We start from the raw sequence: 17,545 nt of genomic DNA, 5'->3' as shown, positions 1-17,545 counted from the left end.
GCCGTGGCTCAAGTAAGTGAGAAGACTCAGGAGATGGCTCAAGTTGTTGAGAATGGCTCAGGATGAATGAGAAGCGACAAGGGTGACGTCCGGCGGGCGACGCGGCTCCCGCCAGCCCAGCACGACTGATTCGATAATGCACATTATGTAAAGTAAAGCGATCTGGGCGTCCCCTCGGTCGGGGCGGACGGCGACCTCATGGCGATGTGGACATGGGAACGAACTGCGTCACCTCGTGCATCCCAAGCCCGGTGTAGAGCCGACGCGGGACCGGGTAGCCGTCGTCGCCACGAGGGCCGACGATCGCCTGGGTAGCCCCGAGGTCACGGGCCACCTGGAAGATCTTCGTGCAGAGCGCTCCCGCCAGGCCGCGCTTGCCGTGGTCCGGGTCGGTCCCGACCGGTTCGACGAGCACACATCCAGCTTCGAGGTCCAGCCAGGCCAACCCGAAGGCGGCGAACGAACCGTCCGCGGCGACCGCCACCACATCCAGCTCGGCGCGGTAGACCGGCGAGGCCGTCACGGCACGATGCTTGTCGAGCGAGTAGCTCGAGCCGGGCTCGGTACCGGTCACCGGCAGGCCCAGCATCTCCTTGATCCTCGCCGGCGCCCAGCACCGGCGGTGCACGTCGACCCGCTCGGCGAGCTCATCGTCGCGGACAGCACGGATGGTGTACCCGTTGACGTCGGTGCGCGCCTCCAGGTCGGCAAGCTGCGTCAGGTCACGCCAGAGCTGCACGAACCAGGGCCCGTCGGCGCTACGAAAGCCACGCTCGGCCAAGGCTCGAATGAGGTCCGCGTCCGCCCGGGACACCTCGACGCTGACGTGGGGTGCCAGGTCAAGCAGCTCATCTACCGCGGCGGCCCGCTGCGCGGCGGTCGCGGCGGGTCCCATGTGCAGGGAGGCCTGTGCCGGCTCGTCTGATACTGCCGGATGCCACACGTCGGCGAATCCCACCAGCGGATCCCCCCAGCCAAGGGTGGCGTCCGGGACCGGGCTGCCGTCACCGTGGGCGCCGGCCCAGGCTGCATTGCCAATGTGCAGGCGCTGGTGAGGGGTCCACGATCGCTGGACGCAGGCCAGCCGCTGGCCGAGATCGCCGCCGCTCATGGGCCCAGTGAGCCCCGGTGACGGCCGTACGGTCAAGCCGTTTCCGCTGCGGACTACCTCCGGGCGACGCTGCTCATGCCCCCGGGCGGCCCGGGAGCATGAGCAGCGACCACCGAGACGACGGCTGGAGCCGCGTTCGCCCCGCTCCCCTCTCCTCCCCTTGCCGGGAAACCCGAAAATGCTGCATAATATCCCTTATGCATCACAAACAGGACGAATCGCTCATGGCTTTGATCGAGGAGTTCCTGACCGCCCGGGCGACTCGCAAGCCCTCCCCCCACACTCTCGCCGCGTACCGGCGGGACCTGCACGCGGTGGCTGCCCTGGTTGCCGAGGATGACACCGCTCCCCTCCCCCACGAGACACTGTTGATCACCGACCTCTCCCCCCGGGTGATGCGGGCGGCCTTCGCCCGGTTCGCCGCACCCCGGGCCGCAGCGTCGGTGCATCGGGCCTGGTCCACCTGGAACAGCTTCTTCACGTTCCTGGTGGCCGATGGGGTGGTGGCGGGCAATCCGATGCCGGCCGTCGGCCGCCCCCGGGCACTACTCCCCCAGCCGAAGCCGTTGCGCGGCGCCGACACCCCCGAGCTGCTGCTCGCCTCGGCCGCGCGCGACGACGGCCGGCAGCGCGACCCGTGGCCGGAGCGGGATGTGGCGGTGCTGGCGGTGGCGCTCTGTGCCGGGCTGCGCCTGTCGGAGCTGCTCGCGCTGCGGGTCAGCTCGCTGGCCGGTCGGCCCGGTGAACGGCGGGTCGAGGTGGTCGGCAAGGGCGGGCGGCCACGGGTGGTGCCGATCGAGGCGGACCTGGACCGGGTGCTGGTGGACTACCTGGACAGTCGGGCCCGGCGGTTCGGGTCGCGGTCGGTACGCCCCGACTCGGCGTTGCTGGTGGACCGGCACGGCGAGCCGCTGCGCCGCGGTGGGCTCCAGTACCTGGTGGAGTCGTGTTACCGGCGGGCGGGCATCGGTGACCGGGTGCCGCGTGGTGCGCGGTTGCACGCGCTGCGGCACACGTTCGCCACCCGGCTTGCCGAGGACGGGGCGAGTGCTGCGGAGATCATGCGGTTGCTGGGGCACGCGTCGTTGGCGTCGTCGCAGACGTACATCGAGGTGACGGCCGGGCAGCAGCGCGACGCGGTGCGGGCCAACCGGACCAACCGCGCGCTGGCCGCGCTCGTACCGGCCGACCAGGCGGGCGCGGCGCGGTGAGTGCGGTGAGTGCGGTGAGTGCGGTGAGTGCGGTCAGTGGGCCCGTTGGTCGCTGTCGTTGGCGGTGGTGGGCAGTGTGCCGAGTACCGCGTTGATGATGTGGATCCGGGTGTTGTTGGTGGCCTGGTAGTCGGCGCATACGGCGTCGGCGCGGTCGGCGAGCCGGACGGTGGGGCCGGTGCGGGTGATGGTGACGGTGGTGCCGTCGAGGGTGGTTGCGGTGCCGGCGTTCACCAGGTCGTCGACTCGGTGGGCTCCCGCGATCAGGTGTGCTTTGAGCAGGGTGCGCAGCTGGTCGGTGTGGCGGACCATCAGGTCGTCCCAGTTGTCCTCGGAGAACTTGGCGGCGAAGGCGTCGTCGGAGGGCGCCAGGATGGTGACGCCGGTGCCGGTGGGCAGGTCGGTGAGGACGCCGCTGGTGCGCAGGGCCGCTTCGAAGGTGGTGAGGGTGGGGATCCACCGCAGCGCCTGGTCGACGGGTTGGCCGGCGAGGAAGGTCGGGTTTCCGGGTTCGGTGCCGGTGGGCAGGGCGGCGCAGAGCGGTCCGGTGACCTGGGGTGCCGCGTCCGCGCGGGGAGCGGCGGGGGCGCCGGTGCATGCGGTGACGGCCAGCAGCAGGGCCGGCACGAGAAGCCGGAGGAACCGGGGGTGCCGCGGTGGGGTGCCGTTCGGTGAGGTGGGGTGCGACACGGCGGTCTCCACGGGTCGGGGTTGGGTGGATGGGGTGTGCCGGCGGCACGGGCACTACGCCCGTGCCGCCGGCACGCTGGTTCGGCTAGCTGGCGGTCACAGTGCCGCGCACTGGGTGGTGCGTGGACCGTGCACGGTGTTGGCGACGCCGAGGTTGATCGGGGCGGGGCTGTTTGCGGTGCAGCTGAGCGGGCCGCGGATGGTGCTGCCGGCCAGCAGGGGTGCGTCGGTGCCGGTGGTGTTGCCGGACAGGCTGACCGGGCCGGCGATCGTGACGTCGATGATGGAGATGGCGTCGGTGGTGTTCGCGATCTGGACCGGGCCGTTGATGGTGCTGTCGGCGAGGAGGACGCCGGCGGCGCGGGTGGCGCTGATCGGGCCGCTGATGGTGGTTCCGGTCGCGACGAGTGCCGCGCCCGCCCGGACGGTGACCGGGCCGTTGATGGTGGCGTCGGCGGCGCAGGTGAAGCCGGAGACGACCAGCGGTCCGTTACGTCGGCCGGTGAGGGTCGGGTAGATGCGTTCGCCGTCGGTCAGCTTCTCCACGCCCTTGGTGTCGAGCAGCAGCGGGATGAGGCCGCGTTCGGGCTGGTTGAGGGGTACGTAGTAGCCGTCGTCGGTCTTGATGACCTTCCAGCCGTGTGCGGCGATGCGCTGCGCGACGGTGGTGCCCACGCCGCCTGGTCCGTCGGTGCGTGCCCCGTTGTACTGCTCGTCGGTGAGCTTGTAGGCGCACGGCGCGTTGTCGAGGATGAGGTCGGCGCGGGGTGCGTCGAGCGGCGGCGGGCTGTCGCCCGGGTGCGGGGCGGGGTGGGCGGGGATCGGCCGGGAGCCGCGGAAGACGAGGCGGCCGGTGTTGGCGGCCTGGATCTCGATGGACTCGGCGCGGGCGTCGAGGATCTCGCCGCGGTCGGCCCGGTGGTAGTCGAGGAACTGGTGGAAGGTCCACAGGGCGGAGTAGGTCTTGCGGCGCCGGTTGTTGGCGGTGTTGCCCTCGTCGGGTCGGGTCTGTCCGCCGGAGCTGCGCAGTTCCAGCAGGGAGTTGGCGACGTTCTTGAGCCCGAGGGTGTTCCGCAGGATGGTTTCCTCGCTGAGGCCGACGTTGCCGCCGCCTTCGCAGCCGTAGGGGCAGGCCCACCAGCCGGCTTCGGCGCCCTTGGCGTACATGTGGCCTTCGATCATGTCCTGGGACTGGTCGAAGATGGGCTGGGCGACGTTCTGGTGGCGCGGCGGCAGCATCGGCAGGTCACCGGCGCGGGAGTTGCCGAACTCGTGGCCGTCGTAGCCGGCGACGGGTCGGTAGTCGCGGACCATCTTGATGTACGCGGCGGTCTCCGGCTGGCGGATCAGCGAGTAGTCCCGGTTGAGGTCCTGGCCGGTGGAGTTGCCACGGGTGTTGGCTGCCCGGCCGTCACCGTTGATGGTGGGGACGATCAGGACGTTGGTACGGCTGAGCAGGTCCGTGATCCGGGGGTCGGTGCTGAAGGCGAGTTGCCGGGCCATGATGAGGCAGGCTTCGCGGTCGCCCGGTTCGTTGCCGTGCACGTTGCAGTTGATGGCCACGGGTGCGGTGGCGGCGACGGCCGCCGGGGTGGCCGCCGGGGTGGGGTAACCGATGACCATCATGTTGATGGGTCGGTTCTGGACGGTGCGGCCGAGCTCGACGACGCGGACCCGGTCGCTGAGGGCGTCGACGGCGGCGGTGTAGGCGTACTCGTCGGTGTCGCTGGTGTACTGCGCGGCATGGGCGGTCTCCCACTGGGTGCGCAGTTGCTCGCCCGCGGTTCCGGGGTTACCCCAGGGTGCGGTGGTGGTGGCGACGACCGGGTCGGAGTAGGGCTGCTCGGTGGTGCCGGCGCGGGCGCGTACCCGCCATTGGAACGTGTCTCCGGGGTTGAATCCGGAGTCGGCGAAGGTGGGTGACTGTTGGTTGATCTGGCGGTTGGGGCGCCAGATACCAACGATGGTCGGTGCGCCGGTGGGGGTGCCGTTGGCGTCGACGGCGGTGCGTTCGATCTGGTAGTCGGTCGCGCCGTCGACCGGTTGCCAGGCGAGGGTGGCGTACCCGTCAGCCTGGCGGACGGTGAGGGCGGCGACCTGGTTCGGTTCCGCAGCACTCTGCGCGTTGGCGGGGGTGGGTGCGATGGCAAGGGTGACAGCGAGAAGTGTGGATATGGCAATGACGGTGGGTCGCTGGCGTCTCATGTGGCCTCCGACTGGTTGATCGTGGCACGGCCCGCTCAGCATGATCGTCGGAGATCGTCGATGCAATGATCTTGAGGGAATCTTGCGACTCAGCCACGCCGGGTGGTCTGGGTTGACCCGTTTCAGCCGAGGTCGACCAGCAGGGGGCGGTGGTCGGAGATGGTGGACAGCGGCGCGGTGACGGCCCGTACCGGTGGGAGCTGGTCGAGGGCCTGTCGGTCGGCGAGGATGTGGTCCAGTTGGACGCGGGGTTGCCCGGACGGGTAGGTCGGGCGGCGGCCCAGTGGGCGCCAGCCGGAGATGAGTCGGGCCGGGCCGGCGGGCAGATTGAGGTCGCCGAGCAGGACGCGGGGGCCGGGCAGCGCGCGCAGGGCGCGGATGGTCTGGCGTAGCTGGCGGGCGTTCCAGCCGGGGACGAAGGACAGGTGGGTCGCGGCCACGGTGAGCGGGCCGTGCGGGGTGTCCAGGACGGCGGCGAGGACGACGCGGGGTTCGTCGTGCAGCAGGATGAGGCCGCCGCCGGGGCCGGGGACGTAGACCGGGGAGCGGACGGGTGCGGGCTTGAGTCGGGTGACCTGCCAGCTGCGCACCGGGTGTCGGCTGATCAGGCCGATGCCGTAGCAGGGTTCGTCGTGGCCGTCGTCGTCGTGGCGCAGGGGGCGGAATTTTTCGCCGGGGGTGCCGACGACGGCGGCGGCGAAGCGGTGGTGGGGTGCGTCGAGGGCGCGGGCCGCGATGGCGGTGAGGTCGAGGTTGCCGCTGCGGCTCTGGTCGCGGTCGACCTCCTGCAGGGCCAGCACGTCGGCGTCGAGGGCGCGGACGGCGGCGGTGAGTCGGTCGGGGTCGACGAGCCCGTCGGTGAGGGATCGTCCGTGCAGCAGGTTGAAGGTGGCCAGGCGCACTCCTGCACCTTACGTCCCCGTGGCAGGGTTGCCGGGTGGTCAAGGTGCTGCTGTGTTCGGTGCTGGTGTTCGTGGCGATTGGCGCGTTGGGGGTGTGGCTGAGGAGGGCGCGGGGTCGCTGACCTTGCTCGGGGCTGGGGTGAGGCTGGCCACTTCGGTGGTGGCTGGGTGGGCTGGGGTGGGGAGAATGGCCGCCCGTGGACCCCGTTTCGCTGACCACCCTGCTCGCTGCCGCCGCGATGGCCGGTTGGGTCGATGCCGTGGTCGGTGGCGGCGGGTTGCTGCTGCTGCCGGCGTTGCTGGTGGCTGCGCCCGGCCTGCCGGTGGCCACGGCGCTGGGCACCAACAAGCTGGCGGCGATCTTCGGCACCGCCACGGCGGCGGCGACGTACGCCCGCCGGACCAAGATCGACTGGCGGGTGACGGGGCCGGCGGCGGGGCTGGCGGTGCTCAGCGCGGGGGTGGGCGCCGCGCTGGCCGGCTCGGTGCCGGCGTCGGCGTACCGGCCGGTGGTGTTGGTGGTGCTGGTGTCGGTGGCGCTGTTCGTGCTGCTGCGCCCCCGGCTGGGGGTGGTGGCGATGCCGCAGCGGCGGACAACGGTGCGGGTGGCGGCGGTGGTCGCCGTGGCGGGGGTCGGCATCGCGCTGTACGACGGGTTGATCGGTCCGGGTACCGGCACGTTCCTGGTGCTGGCGTTCACCGCGTTGGTGGGCGCGGACTTCGTGCACGGCTCGGCGATGGCGAAGGTGGTCAACGCGGGCACGAACCTGGGTGCGTTGGTGGTGTTCGGGGTGACCGGGCACGTGTGGTGGCTGCTGGGGGCGGGCATGGCGGTGTGCAACATCGCCGGCGCGGTGCTGGGGGCGCGGATGGCATTGCGCCGCGGGTCGGGGTTCGTGCGGGTGGTGCTGCTGGTCGTGGTGGTGGCGTTGGTCGCCAAGCTCGGATACGACCAGTGGCTGGCCCGGTGAGCCGGCGCTGATGCCGGTACGCGCGGAGCACGACCGTGCCGTCCTGGCCGACCTGCTGGGGCGTGATCCGGTGCTGCACGCCTACCAGTTGGGCGACCTGGACGACTTCTTCTGGCCGTACACGTCATGGTTCCGCCGGGGTGAGCAGGTCGCGTTGCTCTATCACGGGGTGGACCCGCCGACGCTGCTGGCGTTCGCGGCGCCGGCGGACACCGCGGCGCTGGCGGCGTTGCTGGCCGACCTGGCGCCGGTGCTGCCCGCCCGGCTGTACGCGCACCTGTCCCCCGGGCTGAGCGACGCCCTGGCCGGGTCGTTCCGGCTGGATTCCGGCGGCGCGCACCACCGGATGGCGTTGACCGATCCGGCCCGGCTGGCGGCGGTGCGCCCGGCGGGTGTGGTGCTCGGCGCGGCGGACCTGCCGCGGCTGCGCCGCCTGTACGCGCAGGCGTACCCGGAGAACTGGTTCGATCCCCGGATGGTGGACACCGGGCAGTACCTGGGCGTACGCGAGGGCGATGAGCTGGCGGCGGTGGCCGGGGTGCACGTGTGGTCCCCGGTGTACCGGGTGGCGGCGTTGGGCAACGTCACGACCCATCCACGCTGGCGGGGGCGGGGCCTGGCGGCGGCGGTGGTGGCGGCGCTGTGCGCCCGGCTGCGCGAGACCGTCGAGCACGTCACGCTGAACGTGAAGGCGGACAACGCGGCCGCGGTGCGGCTGTACGAGCGGGTGGGTTTCACCCGGGTCGCCGACTACGACGAGTACACGCTGACCGCCCGGTAGCGGCGGCGGGTCAGCGGCAGGCGGGTCAGCGGCGGCGGCTGGGCGAGTCGAAGCGGCCGGCGCGGATCTCGCGCAGGGCGCGGCGGCGGATGTCCCCGCTCAGCGTGTCGACGTACAGCTTGCCGCGCAGGTGGTCGGTCTCGTGTTGCAGGGCGCGGGCGAGGAAGCCGCTGCCGGCGATCGTCAACGGCTCGCCGTGCTGGTCGACGCCGTTCGCGGTGGCGTGCATGGCCCGGGCGGTCGGGAAGTACAGGCCGGGGATGGACAGGCAGCCCTCGTCGTCGTCCTGGCGTTCCTCGGACAGCTCCAGGGTGGGGTTGATCAGGTGGCCGCGGTGCCCGTCGGCGTCGTAGACGAACACCTGGGCGCTGACCCCGATCTGCGGGGCGGCCACACCGGCCCGGCCGGGCGCGCCGAGCAGGGTGTCCATCAGGTCGGTGACCAGGGCGCGCAGCTCGGCGTCGAAGGTGGTGACCGGCTCGCACGGGGTGCGCAGCACGGGGTCGCCGATGATCCGGATGGGCCGCATGGTCATGCGGGTCAGCGTATCGCCGGTGGTGGTGGGTTCAGCGCCCGGCCAGGGTGGCGCGGATCGGGGCGGTCTTCGCGGCGGCCTCGGCGACCTCGGCGGCGGGGTCGCTGTCCCAGGTGATGCCGCCACCGGCCCAGGTGTGCAGCTTCTCGCCGTCGGCGGCGGCGGTGCGGATGGTCAGGCCGAGGTCGACCCGGCCGGGGGCGACCCAGCCCAGGGCGCCCATGCTGGCGCCCCGGCCGACGGGTTCGAGGGCGCCGATCTGGGTCAGGGCGGCGTGTTTCGGCGCGCCGGTCACCGAGCCGCCGGGGCAGGTGGCGCGCAGCAGGTCGGCCAGGCCGAGGCCGTCGGCGGCGGTGGCGCGAACGGTGGACTCGGCCTGCCACAGGTCGCACCAGCGGCGGACGGCGAACAGCTCGTCGACGCGGACGGTGCCGGTGCGGGCGATGCGGGCCAGGTCGTTGCGTTCCAGGTCGACGATCATGATGTGTTCGGCGCGTTCCTTGGCGCTGGCGAGCAGTTCGGCGCGGCCGGCGGCGGTGGCCGGGCGGGTGCCCTTGATGGGTCGGGTGATCAGCTGCCCGTCGGTGACCTCGACGAGGGTCTCCGGGGAGGCGCAGCCGATCGCCCAGCCGTCGCCGGTGAGTACGCCGCCGTAGCGGGCGCCGGGTAGCGCGCCGAGGCGGCTGAGGGCGGGCAGCGGGTCGCCGGTGTAGCGGGCGGCGGCGTGTCCGACGAGGTTGGTCTGGTAGACGTCGCCGCGGCCGATGGCGGCGCGGACCGCATCGACGGCGTCGGCGTGCTGGCGTGGGGTCCAGCTCTCGGTCCACGGGCCGAGCCACCAGGGCGGTGGCGGTCCGGTCGGTGCGGTCCGGGTGGGGCCGCGGCCGTAGACGACGACGGCGAGGTCGGGCAGGGTCGGCGTGGGGTCGGGCGCTGTGGTCGGGGCGCCGGCCAGCAGCGCTCCGGCGGCGGCGGACAGGTAGAGCGCGGCGCCGCACGCGTCGGTGGTGGGGTGCCGGTGGTCGGCGGGGCGGGTCAGGTCGTGCAGTGGCAGGCCGTGTGCGGCGAGGAACTGCTCGGCGAGCGCGGCGGGGTCGCCGCCGTCGGAGCGGTGCCATTGCAGGCGGGCGCGTTCGACGAGGCCGCCTCGGCAGGCGGCCGGTGCGGCTGGTGCATTTACCAGCACATGTGGGAGCGTTTCCACGCCGTACGGTCCGACCTTCCTCATCCGTTCAGTGGATTTCCCGTGCACCAGGCGGCTACCTGCTCGATGCTGGACACTTTCGCTTGGTACTGTGCGTCACTGGTCATGTGAACCATGACACAGTGCCCCCACAGTCCGGAGAACCCGATGTGCCAGCACCAACCGACCTGCCCCTCTGCTGAAGCTACCGACCGGGAAGCCGCCCGGGTCCTCGCTTGCTTCCCTGAGCAGGGCTGGAGCCTGCTCTGCAACGGTGTCATCGTCTTCGAGGACACAGGTGAGCTGCTCCCCGACGGCAGCAGCATCGCCCCGCACCGCGGCCCCGCCCGCCACGCCCTCGTGGCCTGATTGACCACTCAGCGTCACCGAACCGCCGCTGTCGACCCAGGCTAGTCCCCCGGTCCGGGACATTCCTGCCCAGGTCGGCGCGGCTGCCGGGGCGGCCACACCGCCCGCCCCGGCCCGCCCGTCGTCAGTCCTCGAAGGCCTCCGGCGACGGGCACGAGCACACCAGGTTCCGGTCGCCGTACGCGCCGTCGATCCGCCGCACCGGCGGCCAGTACTTCCCGGCCCGGTCCACCCCGGCCGGGTACGCGCCCACCGACCGCGGGTACGGGTGCGTCCAGTCGTCACCGCTGACCATCGCCGCGGTGTGCGGCGCGTTGGCCAGAGGGTTGTCCCCGGCCGGCCACTGCCCCGAGGCCACCTGCTCGATCTCCGCCCGGATGGCGATCATCGCGTCGCAGAACCGGTCCAACTCGGCCAGGTCCTCGCTCTCGGTCGGCTCCACCATCAACGTCCCCGCCACCGGGAACGACATCGTCGGCGCGTGGAAGCCGTAGTCGATCAGCCGCTTCGCCACGTCGTCCACGCTCACCCCGGTCGCCTTCGTCAGCGGCCGCAGGTCGAGGATGCACTCGTGCGCCACCAGGCCCTTGTTGCCGGCGTACAGCACCGGGAAGTGCCCGCGCAGCCGCGCCGCCACGTAGTTCGCCGCCAGGACCGCCACCCCGGTCGCCCGGGTCAGCCCGGCCGCGCCCATCATCCGCAGGTACGCCCACGGGATCGGCAGGATCCCCGCCGACCCGTACTTCGCCGCCGAGATCGCCGGCGTGGCGTCGACGTGCGCGCCCAGCGGGTCGCCGGGCAGGAACGGCGCCAGGTGCGAGCGCACCGCCACCGGACCGACCCCCGGCCCGCCGCCGCCGTGCGGGATGCAGAACGTCTTGTGCAGGTTCAGGTGTGACACGTCCGCCCCGAACTTGCCCGGCTTGGCGAACCCGACCAGCGCGTTCAGGTTCGCACCGTCGACGTACACCTGCCCGCCGGCGTCGTGCACCTTCGCGCACAACTGCGCGATGCCCGTCTCGTACACCCCGTGCGTCGACGGGTACGTCACCATGATCGCGGCGAGCGCGTCCCGGTGCTTGTCGATCTTCGTGTCGAGGTCGACCAGGTCGACGTTGCCGTCGTCGTCGCAGGCCACCACGACCACCCGCATGCCGGCCATCACCGCCGACGCCGCGTTGGTGCCGTGCGCCGAGGACGGGATCAGGCACACGTCGCGGTGCGCCTCACCACGGCTGCGGTGCCACGCCCGGATGGCCAGCAGCCCGGCCAGCTCGCCCTGCGAACCGGCGTTGGGCTGCACGCTGACCGCGTCGTAACCGGTCACCTCGGCGAGCCACGACTCCAGCTGACCGATCAGCTCCCGGTACCCGGCGGTCTGCGTGTCCGGCGCGAACGGGTGGATGTGCGCGAACTCCGCCCAGCTGATCGGCTCCATCTCGGTGGTCGCGTTGAGCTTCATCGTGCACGACCCCAGCGGGATCATGCCCCGGTCCAGGGCGTAGTCGAAGTCCGACAGCCGGCGCAGGTAGCGCAGCATCGCCGTCTCCGAGTGGTGGCTGCGGAACACCGGGTGGGTGAGGAAGTCACTGGTGCGGCGAAGACCGGTCGGCAGGGCCGGGTCGACGGCGCCGTCGAAAGTGGGCACACCGAACGCCGCCCACACCGCCGCCAGGTGCGCGACGGTGGTCGTCTCGTCGCAGGACACACCCACCCGGTCGGCGTCGACCAGCCGCAGGTTCACCCCGCGCTGCGCGGCGGCGGCCACCACCTCGCCGGCCCGGCCGGGCACGCTCGCGGTGACGGTGTCGAAGAACGCGACGTCCGCGACCTGCACGCCGCCGGCGCGCAACCCGGCCGCGAGCCGCACCGCCATGGCATGGGTACGCGCCGAGATGTCCCGCAGCCCGTCCGGGCCGTGGTAGACCGCGTACATGCCGGCCATCACCGCGAGCAGCACCTGCGCGGTGCAGATGTTGCTGGTCGCCTTCTCCCGCCGGATGTGCTGCTCGCGGGTCTGCAGCGCCAGACGGTAGGCGGGGTTGCCGTCCGCGTCGCGGGACACCCCGACAAGCCGGCCCGGCAGCATCCGCTCCAGGCCCGCCCGCACCGCCAGGTAACCGGCGTGCGGCCCACCGAAGCCCATGGGTACGCCGAAGCGCTGGGTGGTGCCGGCGGCGATGTCCGCGCCGATCTCCCCCGGCGCGCGCAGCAGCGTCAACGCCAGCAGGTCCGCGGCCACGGTCACCAGCGCGCCGCCGGCGTGCGCCGCCGCCACCAGCGGGGCGTGGTCGCGCACCGCGCCGGACGCCCCCGGGTACTGCAGGTGCAGGCCGAAGAACTCCGCCGGCAGTTCCTCGACGTCCAGGTCCAGCACCCGCACCTCGATGCCGAGCGGCTCCGCCCGGCTGGTGATCACCGCGATGGTCTGCGGCAGCGCGTCGGCGTCGACCACGTACACGGCGCTCTTGCTCTTCGACGCGCGGCGGGCCAGGGTCATCGCCTCCGCCGCGGCGGTGCCCTCGTCGAGCATCGACGCGTTCGCGGTGGCCAACCCGGTCAGGTCGGTGACCATGGTCTGGAAGTTCAGCAGCGCCTCCAGCCGGCCCTGGCTGATCTCCGGCTGGTACGGCGTGTACGCCGTGTACCAGGCCGGGTCCTCCAGCACGTTGCGGCGGATCACCGCCGGGGTGTGCGTGCCGTGGTAGCCCAGCCCGATCATCGACACGGCGACGGTGTTGCGGGCCGCCAGGGCCCGTAGCTCGGCGATCGTCTCGGCCTCGGTGGCCGGGTCCGGCAGGTCCAGGGTGCCGTGCCAGCGGATCACCTCGGGGATCGCGGCGTCCATCAGCTCGTCGATCGAGCCGTGCCCGACGACCTCCAACATCCGGCGCTCATCGTCCGGGCCGGGACCGATGTGACGGGTGGCGAACTGCTCTGCGGTCATGGGGGCGCTCCCGGGCGAGGTCGACGGATCGGCCTCCCCCTCTGTCACACCCGCAGGGCGCTCCACAGTGCCTGCCCACGAGGTCCTTTTGCCTGAGAGGTTCCGGGGAGGATTTGCCCCTTCGGCGCCGCCCCGGGTGCTGTCGGGCGGTCTCTCCCACGTGGGTGGTACCGGCATGGTCAACGCTACCAGCGCCGGTGTTTCCGCCACATGTCCTACCCCCGGGCTGTCACACCCCGGCCGGGGCGACCATCGTCGCGGCATCGGCGTCGACGCCGCCGGTGGCCCGCTCGGCCAGCGCCGGCAGCAGCGCGCCCAGCGCGGCGTCGACGCTCACCGTGGCGTGGCCATCACCACGGGTCGGCCCCTGGTTGACGATCGCCACCGGAATGCCCCGTTTCGCCGCCCGGATCACGAACCGGCGACCCGACATCACCGTCAACGACGAGCCGAGCACCAGCAACGCCCGGGCCTGCTCCACCAGCGCGAAGCAACGCGCCACCCGCTCGGGCGGCACCGTCTCGCCGAAGAACACCACGTCCGGTTTCAGCATCCCCGTGCCGCAGATCCCGCAATCCACCGGCCGGAACGCGGCCACCTGCTCGTCGGGGAGATCCACATCACCGTCCGGGTTCACGGCGGCGACGTGGGCCACGAAGTCCGGGTTGGCCTCGCGCAGCCGGCGGTCCAACTCCTCCCGGGAGGTCAGGTTGCCGCAGTCCAGGCAGGTCACCTCGTCCAGGCGGCCGTGCAACTCGATCACCGGCGCGCTGCCGGCCAGCGAGTGCAGCCCGTCGACGTTCTGGGTGATCACCGCGTCGACCAGGCCGGCGTCTTGCAGCCGGGCGACCGCCCGGTGCCCGGCGTTCGGCGCGGCCCGGGCGATCAGCCGCCACCCCAGGTGGCTCCGCGCCCAGTAGCGGCGCCGGGCGAGGGGATCACGGGTGAACGCCTGGAAGGTCATCGGGGTGTGCCGGCGGGCCACCCCGCTGGGCCCCCGGTAGTCCGGGATGCCCGACTCGGTGGACAGGCCCGCCCCGCTGAGCACCACCACCCCGCCGCCGGCCACCAGCGAGGTCAACGCGTCGAGGCTCTCTGTCACCCCTCCATGCTGCCTCAGCCGATGCCCCGCCGCCGAACCCCGGCCCGCCTCGGGCGTCAGCGGCCGGCCCGCGCCGTCGTACGCCGGTAGGTTGGGCGCATGCGCGTCGTCATCGCCGGAGGCCACGGCAAGATCGCCCTACTTCTTGAGCGCGACCTCGCCGAGCGCGGCGACACCGCCGTCGGTCTGATCCGTAACCCCGAACAGGCCGGCGCGCTGCGCGCCGCCGGCGCCGAACCGGTGGTCTGCGACCTGGAACACGCCGACGTCGCCGAGGTCGCCGCGCACCTCGACGGCGCGGACGCGGTGGTCTTCGCCGCCGGTGCCGGCCCCGGCAGCGGCGCCGCCCGTAAGGACACCGTCGACCGGGCTGCGGCCGCGTTGCTCGCCGACGCCGCCACCCGCGCCGGCGTCCGCCGCTACCTGCTGGTCTCCTCGATGGGCGTGAACAACCCGCCGGCCGCCGGCACCGACGAGGTGTGGGCGGCGTACCTGCGGGCCAAGCGGGCCGCCGAGGACGACCTGCCCGGCCGGGACCTGGACTGGACGGTGCTGCGACCCGGCCGGCTCACCGACGACGAACCCACCGGACGGATCACCCTCACCCGGCACGCCGGACGGGGCGCGGTCACCCGCGCCGACGTCGCCCAGGTGCTCGTCGCGCTGCTCGACGAACCACGCACCGCCGGCGCGACCCTGGAACTCGTGAACGGTCCGACGCCGATCGCCGACGCCATCGGCGCCACGACCACCTGAGGGCGATCGCGTACGCCACTCGGCACACCCACCGGCCGCCGCACCCACCGGAGGAGAGCAATGGTCCCGCAACCACTCGACCACCGCTTCACCGCGCCGATAGAGAAAGACGGCGCCTTCGCCACCTACGTGACCGTGCCCGACTCGGCCGAACTGCTCGGCACCCGCCGCGCCGTCAAGGTCACCGGCACGATCGACGGTCACCCGTTCAGCGCCACCCTCATGCCGTCGGGCACCGGCCCGCACTGGCTGCCCATCCGGGCCGCCCTGTGCAAGCTCATCGGCAAGAGCGAGGCCGGCGCCGAGGTCAGCTTCCACCTCGACCAACGGCTCAGCTGACCGCGGCAGGGCGACGCACTGCCCATCTGAGCAGCCCTACGGCGCTACCGTCGTCGGTTCGGCGTTGCCGTCTCGTACCGGATCCCGCGCCTTTCGGGTCTCGGGGTCGGGTGTCGGGCGTGGCCCCCGGTCCTGGCGGTGGGTGCGGGTCGCTCGGAGCTGGAGGACGACGACGGAGGACAGCACCAGGGCGCCACCGACGAGCTGCACCGGGGTCAGGGATTCGCCGAGGATGAGCGCGGCCAGCGCGGTGGTGACCACGGGTTCGAAGGTGGACAGGATCGCGGCGGTCGACGGGCCGGTCCGTTTCAGGCCGGCGAAGAAGGTCAGCATCGCCACGACCGTGGAGACCACAGCGATACAGGCCAGCCAGAACCATCCCGGCGGCCCGAAGTCGAGGTCGACCCCGCCGGTGAACAGGGCGCGTACGCCAAGGGTGCCGGCCGCGCCGGCCATCACCAGTGTGGACAGCACCACGGGCGGCAGCCGGTGCACGACGGTGTCGGCGACGAGGATGTAGACGGTGTAGGTGAGCGCGGCGGCGAAGGCGAGCAGTGCCCCGACCGGGTGGAAACTCACGCCACCGGCGCCGAGCAGAACCAGCAACGTTCCGCCCGACGCCGCCACCAGCGCGGCGCCGCGTCCAGGGGTGAGCCGGTCACGGCCGAGCAGCACCGCCGCCACGGTGACCAGGACGGGGTAGGTGTAGAGGATCAGGGACAGCAGCGACGCGTCCATCCGCTGCAGGGCCGAGAAGAACAGACTCGCCTGTGTGGCGTACCCGATGGCACCCAGCCCGACGGCGGTGGCCAGCACCCGGCCGCGCGTCGTCGCCGGCTGGCTGCCCGGTTCGCCCCGGTGCGGACCCGGTTCCGCTCGGCGTAGGCCGGGCCGCACGAGCAGGGCCATCCCCAGCAGCGCGGCGGCCAGGGTGAAGCGCACCAGCAGCAGCGCCCCGGGCGAGACACCGGCCTCGTAGGCGAGCTTGCCGAAGATCGCCATGGCGCCGAAGCACGCCGCGGACAAAAGGCACAGTGCTGGACCCATGCGCCAAGGATCATCGACCAGACCCGCCAGGTCCAGCGATGATTCATGGAGGTGAGTCGTTAGGATTCCCACATGGTTGCCCCGGGCGGAAGCTCCGGCAGCAACCGCGCGATGATCACAGCCTCCATCAGAGCCGGGGCGACTCACGACCCGCTACTGCCCACGTCGGTGACTCATCTTGGGAGGTTTCGTGCCCGTTGGCTATGTGATCACCGTGGCGCTCGTCGCCTGGTGCACCTTCTTCGCCGTTGTCGCGCCGCGCCGGCCCCAACCGCTGGCGACGATGAGCTTCTGGTTCGGCCTGACCCTCAACGAGGTGCCGTTCCTGGGCGTTCTGGCCCTGCTGGCCTCCACAACGCTGGCCGCAGCCCAGGGCGATCTGGAGTCATCGGGCGCCAAGGTGACGGCCGCAGTGGCCGCCGTCGCCTCCGCCGGGCTGGCTGTCTCCGCCTGGCGGGGCGTACGGACCGATCGGGTGGTCGAGCAGGCCCTCGACCAGGGGCTGGGACCCAACTGGCGGGATCGGGTGCACATGCCGCTGCGCCGCCACCGGCCCTGGACCCGCATTCTGCTGCTACCGGGCCTCATGCGGCGGCGTGACGTGGAGCGGATCCCCAACATCAGCTACGGGGACGCCGGGCGCCGGAATCTCCTCGACATCTACCGCCGCCGCGACGCGCCGCACAACGCGCCGGTCCTGATCTACTTCCACGGCGGCGGCTTCACCAGCGGCGCGAAGAACCGCGAGGCACGGCCCCTGCTGTACCAGCTCGCCAGCCGGGGATGGGTGTGCATCAGCGCCAACTACCGGCTGCGGCCCCAGACCACTTTCCCCGGCCACCAGATCGACGCCAAGAAGGTCATCGCCTGGGCCCGCGAGCACGCCCCCGCCTACGGCGCCGATCCGTCGCGGCTGTTCGTGGCGGGCAGCTCCGCCGGCTCCAACCTGGCGTCCCTGTGTGCGCTCACGCCGAACGACCCGGCGTTCCAGCCCGGGTTCGAGTCCGCCGACACCTCGGTCACCGCCGCGATCTGCCTCTACGGCTACTACGGCCACTATTTCGGCCAGACCCCCGACCAGGCGCCGTCCCCGAATCAACCATGGGCGTACCTCCACCCCGGCGCGCCGCCGTTCCTCATCGCCCACGGCACCAAGGACGCCCTGGCGACCGTCGAGGCCGCCCGAAACTTCGCCGACCGGCTGCGCCACACCTCCTCCAACGCCGTCGTCTACGCCGAACTGCCCGGCGGGCAGCACTCGTTCGACCTGTTCCACTCCCCGCGCTTCGAGGCAGTCGTGGACGGCGTCGAAGCCTTTGCCGCCTGGGTCCTCGCCGCCCCGCAGCGCACTCCCGACTCAGCCCGCTCGTAGGCACATCACGACAAGATCAGAGTT

Annotated in this window: 16 protein-coding genes and 1 riboswitch; of the genes, 7 read left to right on the top strand and 9 right to left on the bottom strand. The window is 72.3% G+C overall.

Annotated elements, in window-relative coordinates; all coding sequences use genetic code 11:
• Positions 1-196 precede the first annotated feature (196 nt).
• A complete protein-coding gene (locus tag ABZV00_RS28270; protein WP_355611458.1) occupies positions 197-1,111 on the bottom strand; it encodes a GNAT family N-acetyltransferase in 915 nt (304 codons plus the stop codon).
• A 197-nt stretch (positions 1,112-1,308) separates the two neighbouring features.
• Here ABZV00_RS28270 and ABZV00_RS28265 point away from each other — a divergent pair, with 197 nt between their 5' ends.
• Positions 1,309-2,322, top strand: coding sequence for a tyrosine-type recombinase/integrase (locus ABZV00_RS28265; RefSeq protein ID WP_355611455.1), 1,014 nt, complete (start codon positions 1,309-1,311; stop codon positions 2,320-2,322).
• Between the two features lie 33 nt (positions 2,323-2,355).
• On the opposite strand, the gene ABZV00_RS28260 is transcribed toward ABZV00_RS28265, so the two are convergent.
• The 3 genes from ABZV00_RS28260 to ABZV00_RS28250 form a co-directional block, all read right to left on the bottom strand.
• Positions 2,356-3,012: a fasciclin domain-containing protein gene (locus ABZV00_RS28260; RefSeq protein WP_355611452.1), complete on the bottom strand. Its 657-nt coding sequence runs from the start codon at positions 3,010-3,012 to the stop codon at positions 2,356-2,358.
• 96 nt (positions 3,013-3,108) lie between these two features.
• On the bottom strand, positions 3,109-5,217 hold the full coding sequence (locus ABZV00_RS28255; RefSeq protein ID WP_355611449.1) for a M14 family zinc carboxypeptidase: 2,109 nt from the start codon (positions 5,215-5,217) through the stop codon (positions 3,109-3,111).
• Between the two features lie 122 nt (positions 5,218-5,339).
• Entirely contained in the window at positions 5,340-6,119 is a 780-nt protein-coding gene (locus tag ABZV00_RS28250; protein ID WP_355611446.1) for an endonuclease/exonuclease/phosphatase family protein, read from the bottom strand.
• Between the two features lie 197 nt (positions 6,120-6,316).
• Here ABZV00_RS28250 and ABZV00_RS28245 point away from each other — a divergent pair, with 197 nt between their 5' ends.
• Positions 6,317-7,090, top strand: coding sequence for a TSUP family transporter (locus ABZV00_RS28245; RefSeq protein WP_328416594.1), 774 nt, complete (start codon positions 6,317-6,319; stop codon positions 7,088-7,090).
• A 10-nt stretch (positions 7,091-7,100) separates the two neighbouring features.
• Complete coding sequence (locus tag ABZV00_RS28240) at positions 7,101-7,871, top strand: GNAT family N-acetyltransferase (RefSeq protein ID WP_355611442.1); 771 nt, start codon at positions 7,101-7,103, stop codon at positions 7,869-7,871.
• A gap of 25 nt (positions 7,872-7,896) precedes the next feature.
• Here the strand turns inward: ABZV00_RS28240 and def are convergent, their stop codons facing one another.
• Positions 7,897-8,406: a peptide deformylase gene (def, locus tag ABZV00_RS28235; RefSeq protein ID WP_328416591.1), complete on the bottom strand. Its 510-nt coding sequence runs from the start codon at positions 8,404-8,406 to the stop codon at positions 7,897-7,899.
• A gap of 31 nt (positions 8,407-8,437) precedes the next feature.
• On the bottom strand, positions 8,438-9,661 hold the full coding sequence (locus ABZV00_RS28230; protein WP_355611526.1) for a chorismate-binding protein: 1,224 nt from the start codon (positions 9,659-9,661) through the stop codon (positions 8,438-8,440).
• A 96-nt stretch (positions 9,662-9,757) separates the two neighbouring features.
• Between ABZV00_RS28230 and ABZV00_RS28225 the strand changes: the two genes are divergently transcribed.
• Positions 9,758-9,958, top strand: coding sequence for a DUF5999 family protein (locus tag ABZV00_RS28225; protein WP_089000314.1), 201 nt, complete (start codon positions 9,758-9,760; stop codon positions 9,956-9,958).
• 124 nt (positions 9,959-10,082) lie between these two features.
• Here ABZV00_RS28225 and gcvP read toward each other — a convergent pair whose 3' ends face one another.
• Both gcvP and ABZV00_RS28215 read right to left on the bottom strand, forming a co-directional pair.
• A complete protein-coding gene (gcvP, locus tag ABZV00_RS28220) occupies positions 10,083-12,905 on the bottom strand; it encodes an aminomethyl-transferring glycine dehydrogenase (protein WP_355611438.1) in 2,823 nt (940 codons plus the stop codon).
• 70 nt (positions 12,906-12,975) lie between these two features.
• Positions 12,976-13,074: riboswitch (glycine riboswitch) on the bottom strand.
• A gap of 60 nt (positions 13,075-13,134) precedes the next feature.
• A complete protein-coding gene (locus ABZV00_RS28215) occupies positions 13,135-14,007 on the bottom strand; it encodes an NAD-dependent protein deacetylase (protein WP_355611435.1) in 873 nt (290 codons plus the stop codon).
• A 99-nt stretch (positions 14,008-14,106) separates the two neighbouring features.
• On the opposite strand from ABZV00_RS28215, the gene ABZV00_RS28210 reads away from it, so the two are divergent.
• A complete protein-coding gene (locus ABZV00_RS28210; RefSeq protein ID WP_355611432.1) occupies positions 14,107-14,763 on the top strand; it encodes an NAD(P)H-binding protein in 657 nt (218 codons plus the stop codon).
• A 60-nt stretch (positions 14,764-14,823) separates the two neighbouring features.
• Positions 14,824-15,102: a DUF1905 domain-containing protein gene (locus ABZV00_RS28205; protein WP_355611429.1), complete on the top strand. Its 279-nt coding sequence runs from the start codon at positions 14,824-14,826 to the stop codon at positions 15,100-15,102.
• A 36-nt stretch (positions 15,103-15,138) separates the two neighbouring features.
• On the opposite strand, the gene ABZV00_RS28200 is transcribed toward ABZV00_RS28205, so the two are convergent.
• Positions 15,139-16,149, bottom strand: coding sequence for a DMT family transporter (locus tag ABZV00_RS28200; protein WP_355611426.1), 1,011 nt, complete (start codon positions 16,147-16,149; stop codon positions 15,139-15,141).
• A 190-nt stretch (positions 16,150-16,339) separates the two neighbouring features.
• Here ABZV00_RS28200 and ABZV00_RS28195 point away from each other — a divergent pair, with 190 nt between their 5' ends.
• Entirely contained in the window at positions 16,340-17,521 is a 1,182-nt protein-coding gene (locus tag ABZV00_RS28195; protein ID WP_355611423.1) for an alpha/beta hydrolase, read from the top strand.
• Positions 17,522-17,545: the final 24 nt, after the last annotated feature.

The organism is Micromonospora sp. NPDC005173 (assembly GCF_040608515.1).
Taxonomy (GTDB): Bacteria; Actinomycetota; Actinomycetes; order Mycobacteriales; family Micromonosporaceae; genus Micromonospora.
Note: the sequence above shows the minus strand (reverse complement) of the source record. Positions and strands in the feature narration are given on the sequence as shown.